This window comes from Pseudalkalibacillus sp. A8 (assembly GCF_045920555.1).
Taxonomy (GTDB): domain Bacteria; phylum Bacillota; class Bacilli; order Bacillales; family Fictibacillaceae; genus Pseudalkalibacillus.
Genome location: NZ_CP174509.1, coordinates 1233019 through 1254099, shown reverse-complemented (window position 1 = coordinate 1254099; position 21081 = coordinate 1233019). Strand labels below are relative to the sequence as shown.

The 21081-nt window shown below is 42.4% G+C and carries 22 protein-coding genes; 10 read left to right on the top strand and 12 right to left on the bottom strand.

The window, feature by feature from the left end; genetic code table 11:
* Nucleotides 1-151 precede the first annotated feature (151 nt).
* Entirely contained in the window at nucleotides 152-328 is a 177-nt protein-coding gene (locus tag ACJROX_RS06535; RefSeq protein ID WP_408009949.1) for a nuclease-related domain-containing protein, read from the top strand.
* A gap of 947 nt (nucleotides 329-1275) precedes the next feature.
* Here the strand turns inward: ACJROX_RS06535 and ACJROX_RS06530 are convergent.
* The gene (locus ACJROX_RS06530) at nucleotides 1276-1929 is read right to left on the bottom strand and encodes a FusB/FusC family EF-G-binding protein (protein ID WP_408009948.1); all 654 of its coding nucleotides are present in this window, start codon (nucleotides 1927-1929) and stop codon (nucleotides 1276-1278) included.
* Nucleotides 1930-2288: 359 nt separating this feature from the next.
* Here ACJROX_RS06530 and ACJROX_RS06525 point away from each other — a divergent pair, with 359 nt between their 5' ends.
* Genes ACJROX_RS06525 through menC form a run of 5 tightly spaced genes read left to right on the top strand, consistent with a single transcriptional unit; the run spans nucleotide 2289 to nucleotide 7655 of the window.
* Nucleotides 2289-3137: a MurR/RpiR family transcriptional regulator gene (locus ACJROX_RS06525; RefSeq protein ID WP_408009947.1), complete on the top strand. Its 849-nt coding sequence runs from the start codon at nucleotides 2289-2291 to the stop codon at nucleotides 3135-3137.
* Between the two features lie 26 nt (nucleotides 3138-3163).
* Nucleotides 3164-4546, top strand: coding sequence for a YjiH family protein (locus tag ACJROX_RS06520; RefSeq protein WP_408009945.1), 1383 nt, complete (start codon nucleotides 3164-3166; stop codon nucleotides 4544-4546).
* Between the two features lie 24 nt (nucleotides 4547-4570).
* Nucleotides 4571-5701, top strand: coding sequence for an amidohydrolase (locus ACJROX_RS06515; RefSeq protein ID WP_408009944.1), 1131 nt, complete (start codon nucleotides 4571-4573; stop codon nucleotides 5699-5701).
* 18 nt (nucleotides 5702-5719) lie between these two features.
* On the top strand, nucleotides 5720-6556 hold the full coding sequence (locus tag ACJROX_RS06510; protein ID WP_408009943.1) for a GNAT family N-acetyltransferase: 837 nt from the start codon (nucleotides 5720-5722) through the stop codon (nucleotides 6554-6556).
* Nucleotides 6546-7655, top strand: coding sequence for an o-succinylbenzoate synthase (menC, locus tag ACJROX_RS06505; RefSeq protein WP_408009942.1), 1110 nt, complete (start codon nucleotides 6546-6548; stop codon nucleotides 7653-7655). Before ACJROX_RS06510 ends, menC begins: the two co-directional genes overlap by 11 nt.
* 42 nt (nucleotides 7656-7697) lie before the next feature.
* Here the strand turns inward: menC and ACJROX_RS06500 are convergent, their stop codons facing one another.
* Nucleotides 7698-8168, bottom strand: a complete 471-nt coding sequence (locus tag ACJROX_RS06500) for a DUF4188 domain-containing protein (RefSeq protein ID WP_408009941.1) — start codon at nucleotides 8166-8168, stop codon at nucleotides 7698-7700.
* Nucleotides 8169-8170: 2 nt separating this feature from the next.
* Complete coding sequence (locus ACJROX_RS06495) at nucleotides 8171-8725, bottom strand: PadR family transcriptional regulator (RefSeq protein ID WP_408009940.1); 555 nt, start codon at nucleotides 8723-8725, stop codon at nucleotides 8171-8173.
* A gap of 151 nt (nucleotides 8726-8876) precedes the next feature.
* Between ACJROX_RS06495 and ACJROX_RS06490 the strand changes: the two genes are divergently transcribed.
* Both ACJROX_RS06490 and ACJROX_RS06485 read left to right on the top strand, forming a co-directional pair.
* A complete protein-coding gene (locus tag ACJROX_RS06490; RefSeq protein WP_408009939.1) occupies nucleotides 8877-9650 on the top strand; it encodes an arylamine N-acetyltransferase family protein in 774 nt (257 codons plus the stop codon).
* Nucleotides 9651-9816: 166 nt separating this feature from the next.
* Nucleotides 9817-11310: an alkaline phosphatase PhoX gene (locus ACJROX_RS06485; protein WP_408009938.1), complete on the top strand. Its 1494-nt coding sequence runs from the start codon at nucleotides 9817-9819 to the stop codon at nucleotides 11308-11310.
* A gap of 72 nt (nucleotides 11311-11382) precedes the next feature.
* On the opposite strand, the gene ACJROX_RS06480 is transcribed toward ACJROX_RS06485, so the two are convergent.
* The 3 genes from ACJROX_RS06480 to ACJROX_RS06470 all read right to left on the bottom strand — a co-directional run bounded on the left by ACJROX_RS06480 (nucleotide 11383) and on the right by ACJROX_RS06470 (nucleotide 13474).
* The gene (locus tag ACJROX_RS06480) at nucleotides 11383-12270 is read right to left on the bottom strand and encodes an SRPBCC family protein (RefSeq protein ID WP_408009937.1); all 888 of its coding nucleotides are present in this window, start codon (nucleotides 12268-12270) and stop codon (nucleotides 11383-11385) included.
* Nucleotides 12267-12773, bottom strand: a complete 507-nt coding sequence (locus tag ACJROX_RS06475; RefSeq protein WP_408009936.1) for a MerR family transcriptional regulator — start codon at nucleotides 12771-12773, stop codon at nucleotides 12267-12269. Before ACJROX_RS06475 ends, ACJROX_RS06480 begins: the two co-directional genes overlap by 4 nt.
* A 173-nt stretch (nucleotides 12774-12946) precedes the next feature.
* Nucleotides 12947-13474, bottom strand: a complete 528-nt coding sequence (locus tag ACJROX_RS06470; RefSeq protein ID WP_408009935.1) for an N-acetyltransferase family protein — start codon at nucleotides 13472-13474, stop codon at nucleotides 12947-12949.
* 251 nt (nucleotides 13475-13725) lie between these two features.
* Here ACJROX_RS06470 and ACJROX_RS06465 point away from each other — a divergent pair, with 251 nt between their 5' ends.
* Nucleotides 13726-15468, top strand: coding sequence for an ABC transporter ATP-binding protein (locus ACJROX_RS06465; protein ID WP_408009934.1), 1743 nt, complete (start codon nucleotides 13726-13728; stop codon nucleotides 15466-15468).
* A 117-nt stretch (nucleotides 15469-15585) separates the two neighbouring features.
* On the opposite strand, the gene ACJROX_RS06460 is transcribed toward ACJROX_RS06465, so the two are convergent.
* From ACJROX_RS06460 to ACJROX_RS06450, 3 genes are all read right to left on the bottom strand, one after another.
* Nucleotides 15586-16146, bottom strand: coding sequence for an NADPH-dependent FMN reductase (locus ACJROX_RS06460; protein ID WP_408011594.1), 561 nt, complete (start codon nucleotides 16144-16146; stop codon nucleotides 15586-15588).
* A 49-nt stretch (nucleotides 16147-16195) separates the two neighbouring features.
* Nucleotides 16196-17596 (bottom strand): MFS transporter, encoded by a 1401-nt coding sequence (locus ACJROX_RS06455; RefSeq protein ID WP_408011593.1) that lies wholly within the window; start codon nucleotides 17594-17596, stop codon nucleotides 16196-16198.
* Between the two features lie 101 nt (nucleotides 17597-17697).
* Complete coding sequence (locus ACJROX_RS06450; RefSeq protein ID WP_408009933.1) at nucleotides 17698-18288, bottom strand: TetR/AcrR family transcriptional regulator; 591 nt, start codon at nucleotides 18286-18288, stop codon at nucleotides 17698-17700.
* 228 nt (nucleotides 18289-18516) lie between these two features.
* Between ACJROX_RS06450 and ACJROX_RS06445 the strand changes: the two genes are divergently transcribed.
* Nucleotides 18517-18762: an HPr family phosphocarrier protein gene (locus ACJROX_RS06445; RefSeq protein ID WP_408009932.1), complete on the top strand. Its 246-nt coding sequence runs from the start codon at nucleotides 18517-18519 to the stop codon at nucleotides 18760-18762.
* 52 nt (nucleotides 18763-18814) lie between these two features.
* Here the strand turns inward: ACJROX_RS06445 and ACJROX_RS06440 are convergent, their stop codons facing one another.
* From ACJROX_RS06440 to ACJROX_RS06430, 3 genes are all read right to left on the bottom strand, one after another.
* On the bottom strand, nucleotides 18815-20101 hold the full coding sequence (locus ACJROX_RS06440; RefSeq protein ID WP_408009931.1) for a histidine--tRNA ligase: 1287 nt from the start codon (nucleotides 20099-20101) through the stop codon (nucleotides 18815-18817).
* Between the two features lie 457 nt (nucleotides 20102-20558).
* Nucleotides 20559-20777, bottom strand: a complete 219-nt coding sequence (locus ACJROX_RS06435; protein WP_408009930.1) for a hypothetical protein — start codon at nucleotides 20775-20777, stop codon at nucleotides 20559-20561.
* 13 nt (nucleotides 20778-20790) lie between these two features.
* Nucleotides 20791-21069: a hypothetical protein gene (locus ACJROX_RS06430; protein ID WP_408009929.1), complete on the bottom strand. Its 279-nt coding sequence runs from the start codon at nucleotides 21067-21069 to the stop codon at nucleotides 20791-20793.
* Nucleotides 21070-21081 lie beyond the last annotated feature (12 nt).

The following is a 21081-nucleotide window of genomic DNA, read 5'->3' as shown; positions in this document are numbered from 1 at the left end:
GTTAATATCCTTAATAAAACTTATCATGATGTAAAAGATGAAAGGAGAAATGCATATTGATTTTGAAGCCTCGCAATGAATCCATAGAATTAAAAATTATGAGATCTTTAAAAGTTCGGATGAATTTATCGCACAAGATGAACATTACTATTTGAACCTTGAAAAAGGATTTCAAGGCGAAGTGAGGTTTGACGAACGGATCGCACCGATTTTAAACGGAAGGCTTGTTCTAAATGATCTATTATTGGAGCACCATAACACGCAGTTTCAAATCGATTCGTTGGTGATTTCCTTAAAGACAAATTATCTTTTTGAAGTAAAACTATGAAGGGGATTTTTATGTAGAAGGCGACAGATGGTATTCATTAACAGGATGAAATAAAGAATCCGGTGCTACAACTGCAACGGAATGAATCGCTGTTACGACGGCTGCTCCAGGATCTAGGATGTAATATCCCCGTTGAATCCTAGCTTGTTTTCGCCAACCCCGAATTCCACCTTTACCAAGCACCTGTCAACCAATCTATTATTTACCCTACACAGCTTAATCGATTCATCGAGAAAATAAAGAAAAAACCCTCTAGATTAAAGGATGTCCATAATAAATTAGCGGTGAAATTGTTGTCCACTCATTTAACCGAAACCCCGAATTTCCGATTACCCGATTATCACTATGACCAACTGAAAAAGGGTATTTATTGTCCGAGGTGTTTTGAGTATTATCAGCAGAACACTAGACTCTACTGTTTTTGCGCTAAATGTGGGAAGAAAGAAGACTACGAAACTGCGGTTATAAGATCTGTGGAAGAGTTCAAGCTTCTTTTTCCTAACGATAAAATAACAACTAATCGAATATTTGAGTGGTGTAGAATCACTAAATATAAAAGGAGCCTGCGAAGGATTCTTATGAAGAATTATACAAAGATTGGTCACGGAAAATATTCTGGTTTTGTATAAATTTCGTGCTGATATTAATTTAATGCAGTTTTCAGGAGGACATTCACTGCGGTATTACATACTCGACTTGGCTCATATGCCTTCATACGGACATTTAATCCGTTTTTTCGTACCGTACTTGTCTTATAAACCTTCATGATGATATTAAATCAGGTTTTTCCGACTTATCTTATTTAACCGCTCTCGGAACTCATATATCTTGTATTCTCTATTCCCGAAAGATAGCTTCATGATATTCCCGTTTGATCAAATCGTTTCCCCATGTCTGATTACATAAATCATGAAAAAACTCCTTAAAAAAACTGAGAGGAATCCCCCTCAGTTTTGGTTCAACAGCGTCACAAAATCATCTAGTTTGGTTCTGGTCGTCATATTTTGATTACATGTTTGACTGTCCTGACAGATGTAGTTGCCCCTGCTTAAATATGTTTCTTTTCCACTTTTCACTTTACTCATGAAGAGCCCGACTTCTTCATATCCGTTACATAATGTACATATCCCTTTTCGGTTGCTTTCCTGGAATGTTCCTGATAACCCTTTCAGTTTTCCATCGATCTCAACAATCAGATACTTTCTACTGGAGCGGATATCATACCATCCTATATAGGAGAGGTGCTTAAAATCGATTTCCTCGAGAAAGGGTATTTTTAGTTTTTTTGCTTTCGGAAAGAGTTTCTGTACTGTTTTTTCCGATATATTTCTAAATGGGATGACATACGCATTCAGTTCTTCCAGATACTTTTCGGCTTCAACTGCTTTTTCGATTTCCACCATCCGGTTCAGAAGAGGCTCCAATTCTTTATCAATAGATGGGAATAGGGTTAATGCTTTCTCTAATGAACTAAATTTCAACGCTTTGATGACATCCTCATCCTTCACTGTAGTATGCGCATCCACCAGATTTCGGACTTGTGCCCTTATAAAGTTGAATTGATCAGGTCTCATGAATGGTTGTATATGTTTTTTGTTCATTTCTGTCAGCTCCTTATTTTTTCATCTAAATATCAATAAAATAAGGTGCAAAACCATGTTATCAGAAATGAATAGGCGATCAGTTCAAAGTCCATCCCATACAAAGTATCGCCTTTCCCATAACAGGCTTTGCATGAGACGCTGCAAATTCTGGCAAATGAATGCTGCTGTTCGCCATTATTTACCACCTCCTCAATTAAATATCATTATACAATAACTTTATTAAAAAATGGAAACCCCACCCCTGATGACTAAATTTTTAGAATAATCTTATATTTAATTGATCATGAAGGATTTTATGCGTTATACTAATTTAAAAGAAGGATTTCCTTCACCCTATTATTAATGAGGAGGATACAATGGCTGATAATACATTGACTCATACAATCAAGGAGCACTTCCCCTCTTTATCGTCTGGTCAGAAAAAGGTAGCTGAATTCCTTTTACAGCACAAGTATGACAGTGCTTTACTCACTGCTTTCCAAATCGGCCGCAAAGTCGGAGTTAGTGAAACGACTGTCATCCGATTCTCGTATGCACTCGGGTTCAAAGGTTACTCAGAAATGCAGGAACGGATCCGGAAAGAGTGGCTCGTCGATCAACAACCTATTGAACCTGAAGTCGAGTCTGCCCAAACTGACCGCGATAATATCTTCAAAAAAGTCATCGACCAGGAAAGAGCGGTCCTTCAGCAATTGTTGCAGCAACTGGATACGGACGAGCTGTGGAAGGCAGTCGATGAATTGACCCATGCGGATAAGGTCTATATCGGCGGGTTCGGAAGCTCCCATGCAGCAGGGTATTGGTTATATTACACATTGAAGCAGTTGAGGGAGAATGTGTATTTATCCAGTCCGACTGGCTTCATCCCAGAAGATATATGTGAGCTTGGAGAAAATTCCGTCGTCGTTATCTTTTCCTATCCACGTTACCGGAAAGAATCACTACAACTTGCAAATCTATCGATCGAACAGGAAGCGAAGCTCATCGCCATTACCAACCGCGAGCTTTCACCGATCGGTCAATTGGCTGCCATAACATTGACTACCGAAGAAAATATGGAATCAGGCCATCACTCCATCGCATCTGTCGTGAGTCTTTTAGAGGTAATCATCAACGGTATCCAATCCCGTGACAGTGAAAGGATCAGCATCCGGCAGCAGAAATTAGAACAAGTGTACACGGATCAAGGACTTTTTCTTGAGTAAAAAATAAAAATCCTGAGGTGAAAACTATGAATGGTCAAACGAAAACTAATGAAAAACTTCCAGTCCAACCGACGTACATTTTCAATGATTATTTGAAATTCATCATCCCTTCTCTACTAGGAATCCTTTTATTCATGATTCCTATTTCCGGGGAGGATGGCATTACGATACCGGTTGCTTATCTAGCAAACCAGATCAATGGTTTACTAGGAGATGCCATCCCGGCTCTTGCTGTACTGACGATCACCCTATCCGTCGTCGGTTCATTGGTCGCAGTCTTTGCGAAACCCGCTTTCATTTTAGAAAACGCCTACCTTAACAAATTGTTGAATGTGAGCAAGTTCTGGTTGACCGCTCGGATCTTCGGGATGGTTTTCGCCATCGTTACATTGTATGAGTTAGGGTTCGGATGGATTTTTTCTGAAAATACGGGTGGCCTGTTAATCTATGATTTGATTCCGATCCTCTTTTCGACATTCCTTTTAGCAGGTTTGTTTCTTCCTCTTCTACTAAACTTTGGATTACTTGAATTTTTCGGAGCATTATTGATGAAGGTGATGAGACCCGTCTTCACATTACCAGGGCGTTCATCACTCGACTGTCTGGCATCCTGGGTCGGGGATGGGACGATTGGTGTCCTTTTGACCACCAAGCAATATGAGGACGGCTATTATACGAAGCGTGAAGCTGCAGTTGTTGCAACGACGTTCTCTGTCGTATCGATCACCTTCACCATCGTCGTCATTTCCTATCTTAAGCTGGAGCACTATTTCCTCCACTACTATATGACAATCATCATCGCAGGGCTTGCTGCTGCAATCATCATGCCACGGATCCCGCCGTTATCGGGTAAAGGCCATACAGGTTACGAAGAAACGGAACTGAAAGCAGAAAGCAATCTGCCCTCTGACGTTTCGATTGTCAAAACCGGTATGAATCAAGCCCTGGAAAAAGCGAAGAAAAATGATCGGGTATCAAACATCTTTAAAGAAGGCATACAGAATGTAATGGATATGTGGCTTGGTGTTCTGCCGATTGTGATGGCCATCGGGACAGTTGCATTGGTGATCGCTGAATATACGCCTTTCTTCATGATCCTCGGGAAACCTTTCGAGCCGGTCCTGACCTTGATGCAGGTTCCGGAAGCGGCTGAAGCGGCACAGACGATGGTTGTCGGCTTTGCGGATATGTTCCTCCCTGCGGTAATCGGAAGTGGTATTGAGAGTGAAATGACACGGTTCATCATCGCGTGTGTATCTGTCACTCAGCTCGTCTACATGTCTGAAATGGGCGGCCTGCTTCTCGGATCAAAGCTGCCGATCAGCATCAAAGATCTGGTTCTGATCTTCCTGTTGCGCACGATCATTACATTACCGATCGTCGTCGTCATTGCCCATATCATCTTTTAATGAAAAAGGAGAGCTGCAGCATTGATGTTCAACCCGATAATTGCCATTGAAAATAATAAAGAACGAATCATACAAACGTATGAAGAGCTCCATCAGCTTGCCGAGCCCAGCTGGAAGGAAGAAAAAACATCGGCTTACATTCAGAAGAAGCTTACACAGGCTGGACTTGACGTCAAATCCTATGAAAGGCACTTCGGTTTCATTACGGAAATTCCTGGTGAAAGCGGGAAAGTCATCGCCCTCCGTGCAGACCTTGATGCGCTCATGCAAGAAGTCGATGGCGTAGTCCGTGCGAATCATTCGTGCGGACATGACGCCCATAGCACGATGGTCCTCTTTACTGCCCTGACCTTAGCCGATTTCAAGCCAAAGCATACAATGCGCTTCATTTTCCAGCCGGCTGAAGAGAAAGCCGAAGGTGCTCTGCAGATGATGAAGGATGGAGCTTTGGAGGGTGTAAAGTTCCTGGGAGGAATCCACTTGCGTCCGGCTTTTGAAATTCCGTTCGGCCAAGCTGCTCCTGTAATCACCCATGGATCGACAGCCAGTTTGAAAGGTGTCATCACTGGTTTGCCTGCTCACGCTTCACGGCCGGAGAACGGCAACAATCCGATAGAATCGGCTGCCCTTTTAATAGAAGAAATCAAGAAAATCAAGTTGTCCGAAACAGAATCCTACTCGATAAAAATCACCGAACTCCATAGCGGTGAAGCGACCAATTTGATTCCAGAAAAAGCCCGTTTCACCTTTGATCTAAGGTCTGCTTCGAATGAGACGATGACGAAGCTGATTGAACGTGCACAGAACGCATGTAAGAAAGTCGCCACCACGACTGGAACGGATATTGAAACGGCATTAGAAGAACATTCGCCTGCCGCGGTTGAAAACGAAACCGCAATCGATTCTGCAAAGACTGCGATCGTCACCATACTCGGAGAAAAGAATTTCATCCCTGTATGTAATTCACCCGGTGCTGAAGATTTTCACTTTTATACATGGAAAAATCCTGATATCGCGGGGACGATGATCGGTTTGGGCTGTGATTTGAAACCAGGTTTGCATCACCCGAAAATGAACTTTTCTCAGGAAGCACTTATCTACGGTACGAAAATTTTAACCCAGATGTTATTGGAAGCAGACGAGAAACAATGGTAACAGAATGGAGGAATGACCTTGGACAACCAGATACGCTCATCGATCAAGATCCGTAATCTTCAGACGGCAGATGAATTAGAAACGGTCCGGAAGCTTGAGGCCATCGTCTGGAGCACTGAAGAGTCGGTTCCTGTCACGCAAACGATCGCTGTTGTTAAAAATGGCGGATTCATCCTGGGGGCATTTTTGGAGGATGTTCTCGTCGGTTTCCAATATAGCTTCCCTGGCTTTGATGGACAAAAGATATACCTCTACTCCCACAGCCTCGGGATCCACCCGGAGTATAGGCGAATGGGGATCGGTGAAATGTTGAAAACAGAACAGAAAGCGACAGCCCTCCAAAAAGGATACGACCTCATCAAATGGACATTCGATCCTTTGGAGACCGTCAATGGCAATCTTAACCTTCATAAGCTAGGTGGAACTTGCTCTATCTATATGGAGGATGCTTATGGTGACATTCCCGACGAATTGAACGCAGGGATACCTTCTGACCGCTTTTTGGTGGAGTGGAAGATCAAAAAACCAAAACTCCACCGTTCGAAGGATCGTATCGAGGAAACGCCTTCAGCGATTCAAACGGGTTTCCAAAATGATTACCTGGTTCCTGACCAGATTGAATTGAACCGTACAAGCTCTACCTTATTAGTTCCGGTCCCTGGAAACTTCCAAACATTGAAGCAGAAGGATTTTTCACTGGCATTGGAATGGCGGGAGGCCACACGAAAAGTGTTCACCAACTACCTCTCTCAAGGGTGGATTGTCATTGACCTTTTGAAAGATCCGCAACAACAGAATTTATACTATTATCTTATGGAAAAAAGACAACAAGGAGACAGTACGGATGGAAATTAAGCAGATCATACTGAGGCATCTAAAAATTGAACTATTGAACCCTTTTACAACGAGTGTTGGGACGGAGTATGACAAAGATTTCATCCTCGTGGAAGCCCAGTCGAAAAGTGGTTTATCTGGATGGGGAGAGTCCGTTTCGATCCTGCACCCGATCTATAATGAAGAAACCGTACAAACGAACTGGCACATGATGAGCGACCATTTGATCCAGAAGCTTTATGAACCGATCGAGCATCCGGACGAAGTATCTGAACGCTTCCGATCCATACGCGGGAATTTCAACGCGAAATCCGCACTTGAAGGAGCCATCTGGGACCTATATGCCCGGGAACAGAACTTGCCTCTCTCAAGAGTTTTAGGCGGAAATAAAGATAAAATCGAAGTCGGAATCAGTGTCGGTATCCAGAAATCAGTACGGGACATGCTCCTACAGATAGAAAAGTATGTAAATGAAGGTTACAGACGTGTGAAAGTGAAAATCAAGCATGAATGGGATATCGAGATCATCAAGGCGATCCGGAACGAATTCCCCCACATCCAGTTGATGGCGGATGCAAATTGCGCCTACACACTTGACGATATCGAACATCTACAAGCGCTTGATGAATACGATCTGATGATGATTGAACAGCCATTCGACCATGACGATATCTTCGATCACGCGAAATTACAGGCAAAACTGAAGACGCCGATCTGCCTGGATGAAAGCATCCATTCGGTTGAAGATGCACGGAAAGCGATTGAACACGGTAGCTGCAGAATCATCAATCTTAAAATCGGCCGTGTCGGCGGGTTGTCTGAGTCGAAGAGAATCCATGATATGTGTGAACGACATGAAGTTCCTGTCTGGTGCGGCGGGATGCTGGAAGCAGGTGTTGGCAGAGCGCACAATATCGCGATTACGACGCTATCAAATTTCACACTCCCTGGAGACACCGCTCCCTCCTCTCACTACTGGAAGCAGGATATCATCGAACCTGGAGTGACGATGGAGAGCGGATTCATCCATGTCCCGAATGTTCCTGGTATCGGTTATGAGCCGGCCCGAAGGAGAATCGATGAACTGACCCTCCGTCAAAAAAGCTTCCCTATACGATGAAGGATAAGCTGCCGACTATTGTGACGGCAGCTTTTTCATATTCTACATACTTAATCGTTTGCTCGCTGTATCGGTGTTTGGTCGGATCGACTGATGTCCAAGCGCATTGGCCAATCCGAATTTCGGCATATTCCCGTAAATCGTTTCGTATTGTCCCTTCTTCACCGTGTAAGTTTCATGATAAATACCGACTGCATCATTGTTGCCTACCTTCTTGTTAAAGTCGTTCCACGCTTTCAAGTGCTTCTGCCCCCTTGCATAAGCCATTAAATCTTTTTCCGATCGCCAATATTGGATCATCACTGTGGTACGTGGCCTGAAGAAGTTTTCAATCGACAAACAACCCAGATCTTTGTTGACATAGAGCTCCTTGATCATTGGTGGCATCGCCAAAAATACCGGAAGCCATTTGTTGATCGCCCACCACTTGTTAACGCGCATCCCGATGATAAAAACAACGATATCGTCCTGTTGTTCAATGGTATACCTGCCAGGAAAGATTTCTTTTCCCATTGTTACTCCTCCTTCACTAATTTTTTCTTCGTATCCTTGCACCAGTCGATTTCCGCCTGGGTCATACATAAGCCATAATCCAAGGTGATGATCCAAAAAGGGGCGTCCTCTTCTTCCATCAACTGTGTATTGATCATTTCTTTGATTCCTTCATAGGTGTTATAGCGCGTGATCAATTTTTCTTGGTAGGTGTCGAGATGTTGGATGGACGTATTGATGTCCTGGTTACGGCTGAAAAATAGCTTGAGCAGCAATTCATTTTTTTCTATGGGCAGTTCTTGGATAGGTTGTTGGAGCCACTTTTTCAGTATCTGTTCTCCTTTGGGAGTGATGAAATATTCTTTCTTATCAGGTTTACTTTCCTGGGGAGTCACCTTCACAGCAGCGTACCCCTCTTCCTCTAAACGTTTCAACGAAGGGTAGATTTGACCATAGCTGATTTTCCAGAAGTGGTTCAGACTGCCGTCGATCATCTGCTTGATCGAATATCCCGTATGAAATCCTGTTTTCAAAAGTCCGAGTATCGCATATTGGGTATGGTTTTCCTTCGCCAACACCTTCACCTCCTTATATCTTTTTGATATATATCATATTGATACATATATCATACAAAAATGATCCAATATTGTAAAGCGGGAATCTTTTCTTTAGTTCGATTTTTTTATAAAGTGGAAGTAAGCTAGCTGAAAAGGATAGGAGGAATTTGAGATGGACGCGTTGTTCCGGAAAAGGATCGGGCTATCTGAAGAGGAACCGATCACATTTGAGAAGCTGGACGAGGTACTGGAAAAAACCGCACGGACCATTCCTTTTGAAAATCTTCGGATCATGAATCAGGAAACGTTTGATATCACGAATGAGTCTTTAATCGATAAAATGCTTGCCAGAAATGAAGGTGGATTGTGTTACGAGTTGAATGGGCTGCTCTATCTTTTTCTACTTGAAAATGATTTCGATGTCACACTGGTGCGTGGAGATGTATTCAATAGTGACACTGGTGAGTGGACGAAACTCGGGAGGACGCACGTTGCGATCATACTCCGTCACGAGGGTCAGGATTATCTTGTCGATACTGGATTCGGGGGGAATTTGCCATTGAAGCCTGTCCCGATGAATGGAGAGGTTGTGACTTCATCCAACGGGCAATTCAAAGTCGAAGCATCTAAGTCTGATTACGGCGACTATGTTCTTACTTTAAAACTCGCCGATAAAGACAAAGACTGGAGGATAGGTCACATCATCGACTCCAAGAAGCCAGTGAAGAATCTAAGTGAATTCAATGAAATACAAAAAGTACTCATTGAAGACGACCGTTCACCATTCAACAAAGGACCGATCCTTACGAAATTCACCGACGACGGAACGGTGTCTTTGACGAATAAGACGCTTACTCGTTGGATCAAAGGGAAAGCGCATAAAGAAAAGATATCGGAAAAGGCATTCCATGAACACGTCAAAAAGGATTTCGGAATCATCAACTGAGTCTGGATTGATTAACTCTTTCCCTATTTAAAATGATTATGGAACTTTTCTCTTTAGCCCTTTACACTCTTCTTCTATTTTTTACAATTTTCTAACATAGGCTTTATACTCATTTGCTACGTTTGTAGCGTATTCGTTGAATAGAAAATTATAGGAGGAGTTACAAATGGGCGATCGAAGAGAACGAACGCTTTTGGATAGGAAAGACTTTCTTAAGATGAGCGGAATGGGGATGGCTGCATTGGCACTTGGTTCCACAGGTATGATGACAGGAAACGCTGCTAACGTCCTCGCAAATACGAAAGGTGCACCCAAAACACCCTACTCATTCAATGGTTTTGGTCCTCTAGTCAAAGATCCTGGAGGAGTGATCGACCTGCCGAAAGGCTTTCAATACCGGATCCTATCTGAAGAAGGGAAGCCGATGACGAATGGGGCACCGATTCCAGGAGATTTTGACGGAATGGCTGCATTTCAAGGTCCCCAAAACTCTACCATTCTTGTACGGAATCATGAGTTAAGCGGAACAGAGTCTGCTGTACCAGGTAAAAACCCATACAATCGTCTAGCGCCAGGTGGTACGACTGCTCTTATCATCGGACCAGATCGCAAACTACATAAAGAGTATGTCACCTCCTCTGGTTCGATGCAAAACTGTGCTGGAGGAGCAACTCCTTGGGGAACATGGCTTACATGTGAAGAAACACGTACAGATGGCCATGGTTATGTATTTGAAGTCATGCCGGACGACCCGGAAAACAAATTATCAAAAACCCCGATCCGTGAGATGGGCTTCTTTTCACATGAAGCAACAGCTATCGACCCAGCAACAGGTATCGTTTATCTTACAGAAGATGATTTCCGCGGTAAAATCGATCCAGACGATCCAGCTAATGATGAACGATCCAGTTTTCTATATCGGTACATTCCGAATGATAGGAGCCAAAAACCGGGCGCTTTACAAAAAGGCGGGAAACTACAGGCAATGGCGATTGAAGAAAAAACGAATCCAGATGCTGACTTCATGAATCCGGGGCAAAAATTCGGCGTAATCTGGAAAGATGTCAATAAAGAAGAGCCACATGATGATGCGCTTAATAAAGGATGCGTACGGTTCAATCGTTTAGAAGGTGCTTCCTTTGCAGGCGGTGTTTTCTGGTTCGACGATACGGCTGGAGGAGAAAAACGTCTTGGACAGATCTACCGTTATTTCCCTGCTACTGAAACGCTGGAATTGTTTTACGAAGGTACTGAGGCAAATAAAATGGAAAGCCCTGATAACATTGTCATTGCTCCTTGGGGAGATCTCATGTTTGCAGAGGATGGCTCTAATGGTAACCGGGTGATGGGAATTACCCCTGAAGGGGAAGTATATGAGTTTGCCTATAATAGAATAAGTGACTCAGAGTTTTGTGGACCGACCTTTTCACCAGACGGGAAAACGTTTTTCCTTAACATTCAATCCCCTGGCCTCACCTTTGCCATTTGGGGACCATTCGATCGCAGAAATGCTGGACGCCAACGACAAATGGGACATGCCGCTCCTCCAATGAATTTCGCACCGAAATTGTCCCCTGAAATGTCCGAGATTGCAAGACGTAGCGGAATATCGGAACTTGAAGCAGCAGCGTTCCTCCGACATGGCGTAAAGCTGACATAGTTTCATAGCATATTTGATAAAAGGTTTGCTGAACACGTCTTCAGCAAACCTTTTTCTATAAATGCGAAGCACTTATTTTGTTTGTCCGACTATTTTTTCCAGCTGTGCCTCGAGACGATCCAGGTTCTCTTCGTTCGCCTTGTAGCAAAACTCCCGGATCTTTTCATATTCTTCTGCGGATTCGAACAGCATGCGCCAGGTAAGCTCGGTTTTATCTTCCCTTTCCTCAAGGGTAACGGTAAGCAAGAATTCATGATTCGGCTCCAAATGCCGAAGAACAATTCGTTCAGGCTTCACAACCTCGATAAAGACACTCTTATTCTCATAATCTACCCCGTTTGGACCGTGCATCGTATAACGCCAAACACCATCTGGAGAGAAATCAAACTCATGAAACGTATTCGTAAAACCCTTCGGCCCCCACCATTGTGCCAAATGATCCGGGTTGTTGAACGCTTGGAATATCCTTTCACGTGATACATCGAAAATTCGTGTGTTCACGATTTCCGGGTCTGAAATCTCAGCACATTGCAGCTCTTCACCCAGATTGTCCAGCATGATCCTTGTTCCGTGTTCACGAGAAGCTGCAGAATCATGCCCATCCAGGAATGCCCCCTGCTCGGTGTAGATCAGTTTTGTCCCTGATCTGGCGGGCTTGAACTCGACAGTTGACACTGATACGGAAATCCTCGTTTCCTCTTGATCCATCGTGTAGGAGTAGACAATACGCTCATCCTGTACGATCTCTTGATATTTGGCCCTAAAAGTGTAGATAGGTCCCCCTGGAGGACCACCCTTGTTGCTCTCCACTCCTCCAACCTGAAAATCGAATTCATCTGCCTCTGCAAACCATTTTGCTTTGAAAGCAGGGTCTGACCATGCGGCGAAAACTTGTGCAGGTGAAGCATCATAATTTTTTTCAATGACAAAGGTGTCATGGGTTGAAAATCGTTCACTCATGATTTTTCCTCCTTTGGACTTGGATTTCTTACAAGGAAATCCTCCAGACGATCCAAGTGGTTTTCCATATTTGTTTTTCGTCCAGTAAAATATTTTTCATGACTCTTTTTCATCACTCCGAACAGCTCTGTAAAATTTTCGACTGTCAATGGTTCCTGCATTTTCATGAGATCTGATACATTTTGTAATTCCTTCAACAATTTCTGTTGGATCCTGATATTTTCTTTAAGCCGATCAATTTGAAGGGAAACGGCTTGTGCCGGGTCATAACTTTCATCAGAGAGAATCGTCTTGATCTCTTCAAGTGACAGCCCTAAATCCTTTAAAGATAAAATTTGTTGCAAGCAGGATAAGTCAGTTTCGTCATATAGCCTATATCCTGAATCTGAATAACAGGATGGTGAAAGTAAACCGATCTGATCATAATATCGCAAGGTCCGGACCGTTACACCAGTTAATTTTGCTAGTTCGCCAACTTTCCACTTTTGAGTCTCAATGATCATCCCCTCATTTCGCGCGCGATGATTTACCGGTAATTCAAATATAGACCATTACGTCACGTAAGGCTCAAGAGAGATTTTTCATCAACCAAACTTATCTATCAAACATTCATCTATGTATAGGGGCGAAACAACTTTTACTTGTTGTTTGTGTTGGTCTTTTCCTATTTAAGAGGCTAAACTAACTTGAACATCAGTACATCATCTACATATTCATTTTCACTGAACTTGAATTCTTTGACTTTCCGTCCTTCTTCTATAAACCCCAAGCTTTTGTATAGTGCGATTGCCCGATGATTGCTGGAGAATGTTCCTAAACAAACTTTTTCAATCAATGGATTGTGTTCTGCCCAGGCTAACATTTCTTGCAACAACTGCCTTCCGAGCCCTGAACCTCTGTTTTCATTCTTGATCATCAACGCAATCGAACCAGTATGAGCCATCCGTCTTCTTTCCTGTGATATGAAGACGATCCATCCAACGACTTTCCCATCGACTTCAGCTACGATCATGGTATCCCTTTCGTTCTCCAATATCTTTTCGATCCACTCCTGCTGCTGTTCAACCGTCTTATCAAACTCCTCCGGAACTCTAATGAAATATACGCCTTCCTCAGTCACTTCTCGTTGTATTTCTAAAACTTCCATAGCATCTTCCACACGGACAGTGCGGAGAGTAGCCTTCTCATTCTTTTTTACAGACAATAGTCCCACCTACTTCATCAAGATGTTGATTACTATAATAATTTCTCTATGTTCAACATCAACCCTTTTTTACCTGTTCATTTTTCCAGAAAATAGATTAAAATAGAAGTACTAATAAGGAGGAGGTCTTTTACATGAAAAACATGACAAGACAAATGATCCATTTATATAAGGGAGGAACACTCAAAACTTAATTGTAATGGTGTACCCCCTTATATGTGTTTTGCGAATGAACACTAAAGGGGTAAATCATGCGTTTTCCAATCAAAAAATTCTTATCTTATTATAAGCCGTATTTAACAATGTTCTTAACAGTGTTAGGCTGTGCTTTCCTTACATCCACTATGGTCCTCGTGTTTCCTTTGCTCGTGCGATACGTGACAAAGGATGTGCTGGCAGGCGATCTCTCCACAGCATTGAATGATGTGTATTGGATCGGTGCACTCATGCTGTTTCTGGTTGGGCTCCAGAATATCGGAAACTATATTGTCGATTACAAGGGGCACGAAATCGGAGCCCGTATGGAAAGGGACTTGAGGAGCGAGCTGTTTACACACATGCAAAAACTCTCCTCCAGCTTTTATGACAAAGAAAAAACAGGTCAGTTGATGTCCCGGATCACAAATGACTTGTTATTGCTTTCAGAGTTGTATCATCATGGTCCAGAAGATTACACCAAGTACTTCGTCCGCTTCATCGGTGCCTTCATCATTCTGTTTTTGATAAATGCGCCATTGACGATCTCGGTCTTCTGCTTCTTACTTTTACTAGGTGTCTTATCGATGTACTATAATAAGCTTTTGAACACAGCTTTAAGAAAGAATAAAGAACGGATTGCGGATGTAAACGCACAGGTTGAGGATAGTCTTGGCGGGATCCGTGTCGTAAAGTCGTTCGCCAATGAAGGAATCGAGATCGATAAATTCAATTGGGAAAATGATCGTTTCCTTGAAAGTCGTAAAAAAACCTATTTGACAGAAGCTGTTTTCTACAATATTGCAGAGACTCTCATCCAATTGATCACTGTAACCGTAGTGATCATCGGCAGTACCAGTATCGTCCATCAAACACTGGATTTGGCGGATCTGATCACATTCCTGCTCTATATCGGTTTCATGATCGAGCCTATTCAACGTATGACACATATGAGCACACAGTTTCAAGAAGGGATTACCGGTTTCCAACGCTTTATGGAGATCATGAATCTAAAACCGGCAATCGAAAATAGCGCAAATCCTATCATTCTTGATAAGGCGAACGGCGATATTAGGTTCAAACAGGTCACCTATCGCTATGACGATCATTTAGACAATGTCATTGAAAACCTGTCGCTTCAGGTCCAATCTGGGGAGTACGTCGCATTGGTCGGTCCGTCCGGTGTCGGTAAAACGACGTTATGCTCACTCATTCCCCGATTTTATGATGTGACAGAAGGAGAAGTGTTGCTTGACGGGGTGAACGTTCGAGATATCGATCTTACATCTTTAAGGAAAAACATCGGGATCGTCCAGCAGGATGTGTATCTTTTCACAGGCACAGTGATGGAAAACATCCGTTACGGTAAGCCCGACGCGGAACACGAAGAAATCATCATGGCTGCAAAACACGCCAATGCCCATGATTTCATCATGAGTTTGCCGAACGGTTACCACTCCGAGATTGGCCAAAGAAGTGTCAGACTTTCTGGTGGTCAGAAACAACGACTTAGTATTGCCCGCGTCTTCTTGAAAAATCCCCCAGTTCTCATTCTGGATGAAGCGACGAGCTCCCTAGATAATGAGAGTGAGAGCATCGTGAAGGAATCGCTGGAACTGCTCGCGAAGGGACGCACCACACTTGTCATTGCCCACCGGCTTTCCACGATTCGTAATGCGCAACGGATCATCGTACTGACCAAAGGCGGGATCGCTGAACAAGGTACCCACGAAGAATTGCTTGCACGTGCCGGAACGTATGCACAGCTCTACTCTAAGCAATTTGAATATCAGTTATAACAAATCGGCTGCTTACCTTTCTTGCACAAGGTGAGCAGCCTCTTATTCATCGAGTCATACGAAACATAAGAAATGGAGCTTCTCATTTAATAGAGAAGCTCCAAATATCAGGTTTATTTAGTTATTTCTCAGCACACTTAATGCATCGCTCCATGCAATCACCTGGTCGATCATCGCATCAACTGAAGTCACCTGATGAGATGCAGGTTTGAAGTCACTAAAGTTTTCAAAATCGGTAAAGAGCGAAAGACGAACTTGAGCCCTTACGTCTGCAACCTGAAGTTCACCCATAATCGTCCTAAGATTCTCAACGGCACTGATTGCTCCTGCAGCCCCATACCCTACAAAACCAGCAGCCTTATTGGTCCATTCATTATATAGAAAATCGATTGCGTTCTTAAGTGCAGCGGAAGTAGCATGGTTATACTCAGGCGTAACGAAGATATAACCATCGAAGGAAGCGATTTTTCTGGACCATTTCTTTGTATGCGGCTTCGTGTATTGACCTGAAGCCGGAGACATTGGTTCATCCAGCAGCGGAAGATCATAGTCCGCAATATCCACAATCTCAAACTCAGCATCCGTACGCTGCTCCGCAATACTGTGCACCCAGCGGGCGACTGCTTCACCGTTTCGTCCTGGTCTTGTGCTCCCGATAATGATCGCTATTTTTTGCATCATGTATTCCTCCCTGAAATCATTTTAAATTTTCACATTACAATCATGATCACTTTTCATTAACTGTCTGGTTTTCCCCGACAATTTTAGAACGAGTGAATATTCCCCTGTTGAACTGGATCACGTAAAGCGAAAGGACACCTACATGTAGAACAGCTAGAATGAGAAATATATTGCTGTATATGGCCCCGTTTGAATAGTGATGTACCGGGTTCCAATGTCCTGCAGATCCAACGTCCACCATTTTCCCGTAAATTCCCGTAGCCATTCCGCCTGCGATGAAATTCAACATCGTTAAAAGTCCCATCCCCACTCCAGCCTGTTTTATCGATAAGGTCATCGATACTGAATTGGACACCGCTATCATCATGAACGTTTGGCCCACATTACCAAGTATCAGGAAGATCGCTATGAAAACGGGTGATACTCCTGTAAAGGTGGATAGTAAAACAAAACATGATACAAGTAACATAGAGGCTATGAAAAACAAATACGAATTACCTTTCAAGTCTGCCAATCTTCCCCCGCTTCGCCCCAGGATGGCCGAGGCTGCTGCCCCTGGAACAAGGGCAAAACCAATCCAGCTGGGTGGAAGCTGATGGATATCTGCCAAAAGTAATGGGCTAAGGTAATAAAGGGAAAAACCGATTCCGCTTATCAGAAAAGTGATGATCAGCCCAATGGTATAGCTCTTAATGCTGAAAAGATCAGGTTGTATGAACGGCTCTGAGACAGACCGTATTCGTACAATGAACAGCACGAAAAACAACAATCCTCCAATAACGTACAACCATGCTCCAACCGTAACGCTCAGCAGCAATAAAGTTACGGCAGCAGCCAGAAATCCTCCCCCCAGCCAGTCAAACTTTCTGTAGTCGCCACGCTCATCCCCTAGATATTTTCGGTAGAAAGGCAATGTAATCAAGATGAAAAAGGGAATGCAGAATAACCACCGCCAATGAGCAACACTTAATATTAATGCGGAAATGACTGGACCAAGTGCACTTCCAAGAGCCAAACCGACGAATGCCATCCCCATGGCTGAACCACGTCGTTCCTGTGGAAAATAACGGATAGGAATAAGCATAGCTGTTGCAGGGATTGCAGCTGCTCCCATTGCCTGCATGCACCTCCCGACAAGGACCATCCAAAAAGTCTGGGAGATAAGTCCAATAAGTGAACCAACCGCAAAAAATAACAATCCAAAGGTTAGAAGATCCTTAAGCTTATACCGGTCTGCGAATTTCCCATAAATGATCGTACCTATACCGTAAATCAAGGCATACGATGATGTGACCCAGCTTACCTGTGCATTCGTGAGACCAAACTCTTCACTTATTTGAGGGAGGACAAAATTAAACATCAAGACACTCATTGCTGAGAGGGCAAGCGTGAACATCACAATCCTCATCAATTTCTCTCCAGTTTGTTGCTGAACACCATACTCCATCTTCATTCTCCTTTCTTTAACAAATCTAATTTCCAACATCACCTCCTTGATCACATTTATATGTCTGTCACTACTGACTGACATATCGTTTAAAAAATGTACTAGGGTCTTAAAGCCCTAGTAAAGATCGAAACACTCGCTTCAATAAAGGAATCGATTGGGGCATCAGAGAATACCGGATCATTGTTCATCCTGCCCAGCGCTGCACCAAAATTCATATACAAAAAAGCTTTGGCATTGCTTTCAAAATCTGTTTCAATGATTTTTCCCTTTTTATACATTTCTTCAAAGTATCCAGTTAAGAATTCTTTTAACTGTTGAGGATGTTGGTGTGTCCTTTCACGAAATCCTGGAAGGCTATCGCCTACCTTGGTGCTTATTTTGATCAATTTACGATTCTGATACATGATCCTGTGGTAGCGGCGGCAAACCATCAGCAAGTCCTTTTGAAGATCCCATACGATTTTCTTGAGGAACAGTTCTTTCATTTCTTCAGCATAATGATAACGATTAAAGGCGGATTCTAATAAGTTCTGTTTGCTCTGGAAGTGACGAAACAGTGTTTTTTCACTAAATCCAGCCCTGGTCGCGATTTCTTGTGTCGACACTCCATTGTAGCCATGTTCTGCCATTAGATCGATAGCTGCCATCATAATCTTTTCAGAAGTATTCATTTTTTTATTACTATTCATAGCATTACCCTCACCTAGAAATGTCAGTGTTTACTGACATCACTATATTACATCTTATTCAGGATGTCAACAAAATGTTACCGCATCAAAAAATCTATGTCAGATATTCTAGCAAGATAGATGAAGTACAATTTTCAATATGCAAAAATACACTTAGAAGCAGAATGCAGTCCTATAAGTTTTAACAATAAACGATAGGACTGATGATTTTTGCCAGGAGGAAAAGCGATGTTAGAAAAAGAACTGACAGTCAAGTTGAAAGATGGATTGCGAGCACGACCTGCGGCATTATTTGTACAAAAGGCAAGCCGATTCAAAGCGAATGTCTATTTAGGAATCGATGAAAGAATAATAAATGCCAAAAGTATCATGGGTATTATGAGTCTGGCTATTGAATATGGGACAACAGTAAGAATCTTAACCGATGGCATAGATGAAGATGTGGCATTGACTACACTCGAGAAATACCTTTAAAGATTTACTGCTCTTTTATCAGTTCATTAGATACAAATTACGGTCACTTATGTCACTCTTTAAAATCAAACGATTCGGTCCGTTCGCCTCCTGTCACCATGTTTTTGATTTTGATTTGATTATTCTGCACTTCGTTTTTTCCGATGATAATGACGTTCTTTACATTCTCCTTATTAGCTCTTTCTAACGCTTTTCCCAATCGTTTTCCGCTCATTTCAAGCTCTATGTTATTTCCCTGATCTCTCAACTTTTTTGCCACTAAAAACGACTCTTTCAAGGTATTCAGTGGTATGATGTAATAATCGATCTCTGAATCATCGAATGAATTCTTGCCTGTCAGCTCATAAGCTGTATAAATGACATCCAGGCCGAATGAGATACCAACCGTGGAAAAGGTTTGGCCGCTTTCCATCAATCCTCCGATGGCATTATCGTATCTTCCCCCACTACCTATGCTTGATGTGATGTCACGATCAGCAAGGAAAATCTCATAAACCATACCTGTGTATATTTCTAGGCCTCTGGCTAAAAACGGGTTGAATACACATTTTTCATCTGCACCAAGTACTTCAAGAAAGCTCTGCAATTCCAAAAGTTCTTCTATTCCTTGTTCAATTTCATCATTTTTGGTAGCGAGATTTTCAAAATACTCTACCGTTCTGATTTCCGGGTTCACTACAAACTGCCTGATGTTTTCTACGATCTTTGTTCCCAAACCCTTTTTAAGCAGTTCAGAAGATACTCCCTCTATCCCTATCTTCTCTAACTTATCCAATACCAAAACGACTTGATCTATTTTTTCAGATGGTATCTTCAAAAGCTTCAGCATTCCGATCAATAGATTCCGGTTATTATATTGGATAGTGACGTTCAGTTCCAATGCCTTGAAAGCATCTAATGCCATAACCATCAATTCTGCCTCGGCGATTTGTGATTTCACGCCTACGATATCCACGTCACACTGTGTAAACTCACGAAACCTCCCTGTCTTAATAGGACCGTCCCGGAAGACCTTTCCAATCTCATACCTTTTGAACGGCATTTTCAGTGTCGGGTTCATCGCAACGACTTTTGCAAATGGAATTGTAAGATCATAACGGAGAGCCAATTCTCTATCTCCCCTGTCCGAAAGTGTGTACATCTCTTCTAAAATTTCAGTCCCGCCTCCGTATTTGGATGCGAGAAGGTTAGTATAGTTCAAAATTGGTGTTTCCAGCGGTTTGCAGCCATATTGAATGAAAATATCCTCTAATGTCCTTCTGATCTTCCTTCTGATGATTTCACTTTCAGGCAAAAAATCTTGCGTTCCTTTTACGTTTTGATAATTCATTTTCTTCATTTTAGTACCTCCGATTTTTAGTTTTAGGTTTCTGTAATGCTTCATTGTTGAATGTTGCGAAATTCACTCCCTTTCCGCGGGCGACCCGCAAGCTCCTCACTCGTTCCTCGCTGTGGGGTCTCGCCTGGCTCGCTTTTCCCGCTGGAGTGTCATGAATTTCTCTTGAAGTAATTTTTTATAAATAATCAACATTAAACAAAGCCAAATAAAAAACCGCACTTGATTTAAGTGGTGGACTTAAAACAAATGCGGTTATGGGAAATAGCCTTCCTATGTAAGATTTTTTACAAAATCCTATAGCAAGGCTAATTGTTATGATGATGTAGTTTACAGAAGGTTGAGTTTTTGTTCATAGGGTACATGGGCGTCACCTCTAATTTTCATTACTTTAGCACAACTTCAACATGTATACAATTTTATCTGGATCATTATATGACTAGGAACCATCCAAGTTTAGTTAAACTGCTGAGTTCATCCAACTGCCCAAAATTTGAAACAATCCATATAAAATAGCAATAGCAGGACCCACAATGAAGACTCCTATAAATAATGATTTGACGGTATCGTTCAGGATAGGAGGTTGGATCACTTCCTGTTGGTTTTCCATAATTTCTTTCAAAGATTGATTGATGCTTCTTAATTCTTCGAGGATCTTTTTATCTGTATTGTCCTCCATATTTGCCCCTCCCCTATGTTTTATTATATAGAAGATAGATTCTGTATATGCTCCACAAAAGACACACGCCTGTTGCCGCAACAAATAACACATTGAAGAAGATTGTAGATTTCTTTCTTTCATCTAGTAGATCCTTTATCAACATATGTAGCCCTTGAAACATCATCAAGGCAATTAAAAATGAGCTGCCAACATGGTCATTAAAAGGATTTTCATCAAAAAACATTTGAATGGCACAAATAATTAACGGCACATAAATAATTGTAAAAACGATATTCAAACGTTTTTTCATGTAATCACCATT

What these genes read in the sequence shown, in the direction of transcription:
- ACJROX_RS06515 (WP_408009944.1), top strand. Translation starts at nt 4,571, where the DNA reads ATGTTCAACCCGATAATTGCCATTGAAAATAATAAAGAACGAATCATA.
- ACJROX_RS06455 (WP_408011593.1), bottom strand. Translation starts at nt 17,596, where the DNA reads ATGGAGTATGGTGTTCAGCAACAAACTGGAGAGAAATTGATGAGGATT.
- ACJROX_RS06490 (WP_408009939.1), top strand. Translation starts at nt 8,877, where the DNA reads ATGGACGCGTTGTTCCGGAAAAGGATCGGGCTATCTGAAGAGGAACCG.
- ACJROX_RS06530 (WP_408009948.1), bottom strand. Translation starts at nt 1,929, where the DNA reads ATGAACAAAAAACATATACAACCATTCATGAGACCTGATCAATTCAAC.
- ACJROX_RS06475 (WP_408009936.1), bottom strand. Translation starts at nt 12,773, where the DNA reads ATGATCATTGAGACTCAAAAGTGGAAAGTTGGCGAACTAGCAAAATTA.
- ACJROX_RS06465 (WP_408009934.1), top strand. Translation starts at nt 13,726, where the DNA reads ATGCGTTTTCCAATCAAAAAATTCTTATCTTATTATAAGCCGTATTTA.
- ACJROX_RS06525 (WP_408009947.1), top strand. Translation starts at nt 2,289, where the DNA reads ATGGCTGATAATACATTGACTCATACAATCAAGGAGCACTTCCCCTCT.
- menC (WP_408009942.1), top strand. Translation starts at nt 6,546, where the DNA reads ATGGAAATTAAGCAGATCATACTGAGGCATCTAAAAATTGAACTATTG.
- ACJROX_RS06440 (WP_408009931.1), bottom strand. Translation starts at nt 20,101, where the DNA reads ATGAAGAAAATGAATTATCAAAACGTAAAAGGAACGCAAGATTTTTTG.
- ACJROX_RS06485 (WP_408009938.1), top strand. Translation starts at nt 9,817, where the DNA reads ATGGGCGATCGAAGAGAACGAACGCTTTTGGATAGGAAAGACTTTCTT.
- ACJROX_RS06480 (WP_408009937.1), bottom strand. Translation starts at nt 12,270, where the DNA reads ATGAGTGAACGATTTTCAACCCATGACACCTTTGTCATTGAAAAAAAT.
- ACJROX_RS06460 (WP_408011594.1), bottom strand. Translation starts at nt 16,146, where the DNA reads ATGCAAAAAATAGCGATCATTATCGGGAGCACAAGACCAGGACGAAAC.
- ACJROX_RS06435 (WP_408009930.1), bottom strand. Translation starts at nt 20,777, where the DNA reads ATGGAGGACAATACAGATAAAAAGATCCTCGAAGAATTAAGAAGCATC.
- ACJROX_RS06520 (WP_408009945.1), top strand. Translation starts at nt 3,164, where the DNA reads ATGAATGGTCAAACGAAAACTAATGAAAAACTTCCAGTCCAACCGACG.
- ACJROX_RS06450 (WP_408009933.1), bottom strand. Translation starts at nt 18,288, where the DNA reads ATGAATAGTAATAAAAAAATGAATACTTCTGAAAAGATTATGATGGCA.
- ACJROX_RS06500 (WP_408009941.1), bottom strand. Translation starts at nt 8,168, where the DNA reads ATGGGAAAAGAAATCTTTCCTGGCAGGTATACCATTGAACAACAGGAC.
- ACJROX_RS06430 (WP_408009929.1), bottom strand. Translation starts at nt 21,069, where the DNA reads ATGAAAAAACGTTTGAATATCGTTTTTACAATTATTTATGTGCCGTTA.
- ACJROX_RS06445 (WP_408009932.1), top strand. Translation starts at nt 18,517, where the DNA reads ATGTTAGAAAAAGAACTGACAGTCAAGTTGAAAGATGGATTGCGAGCA.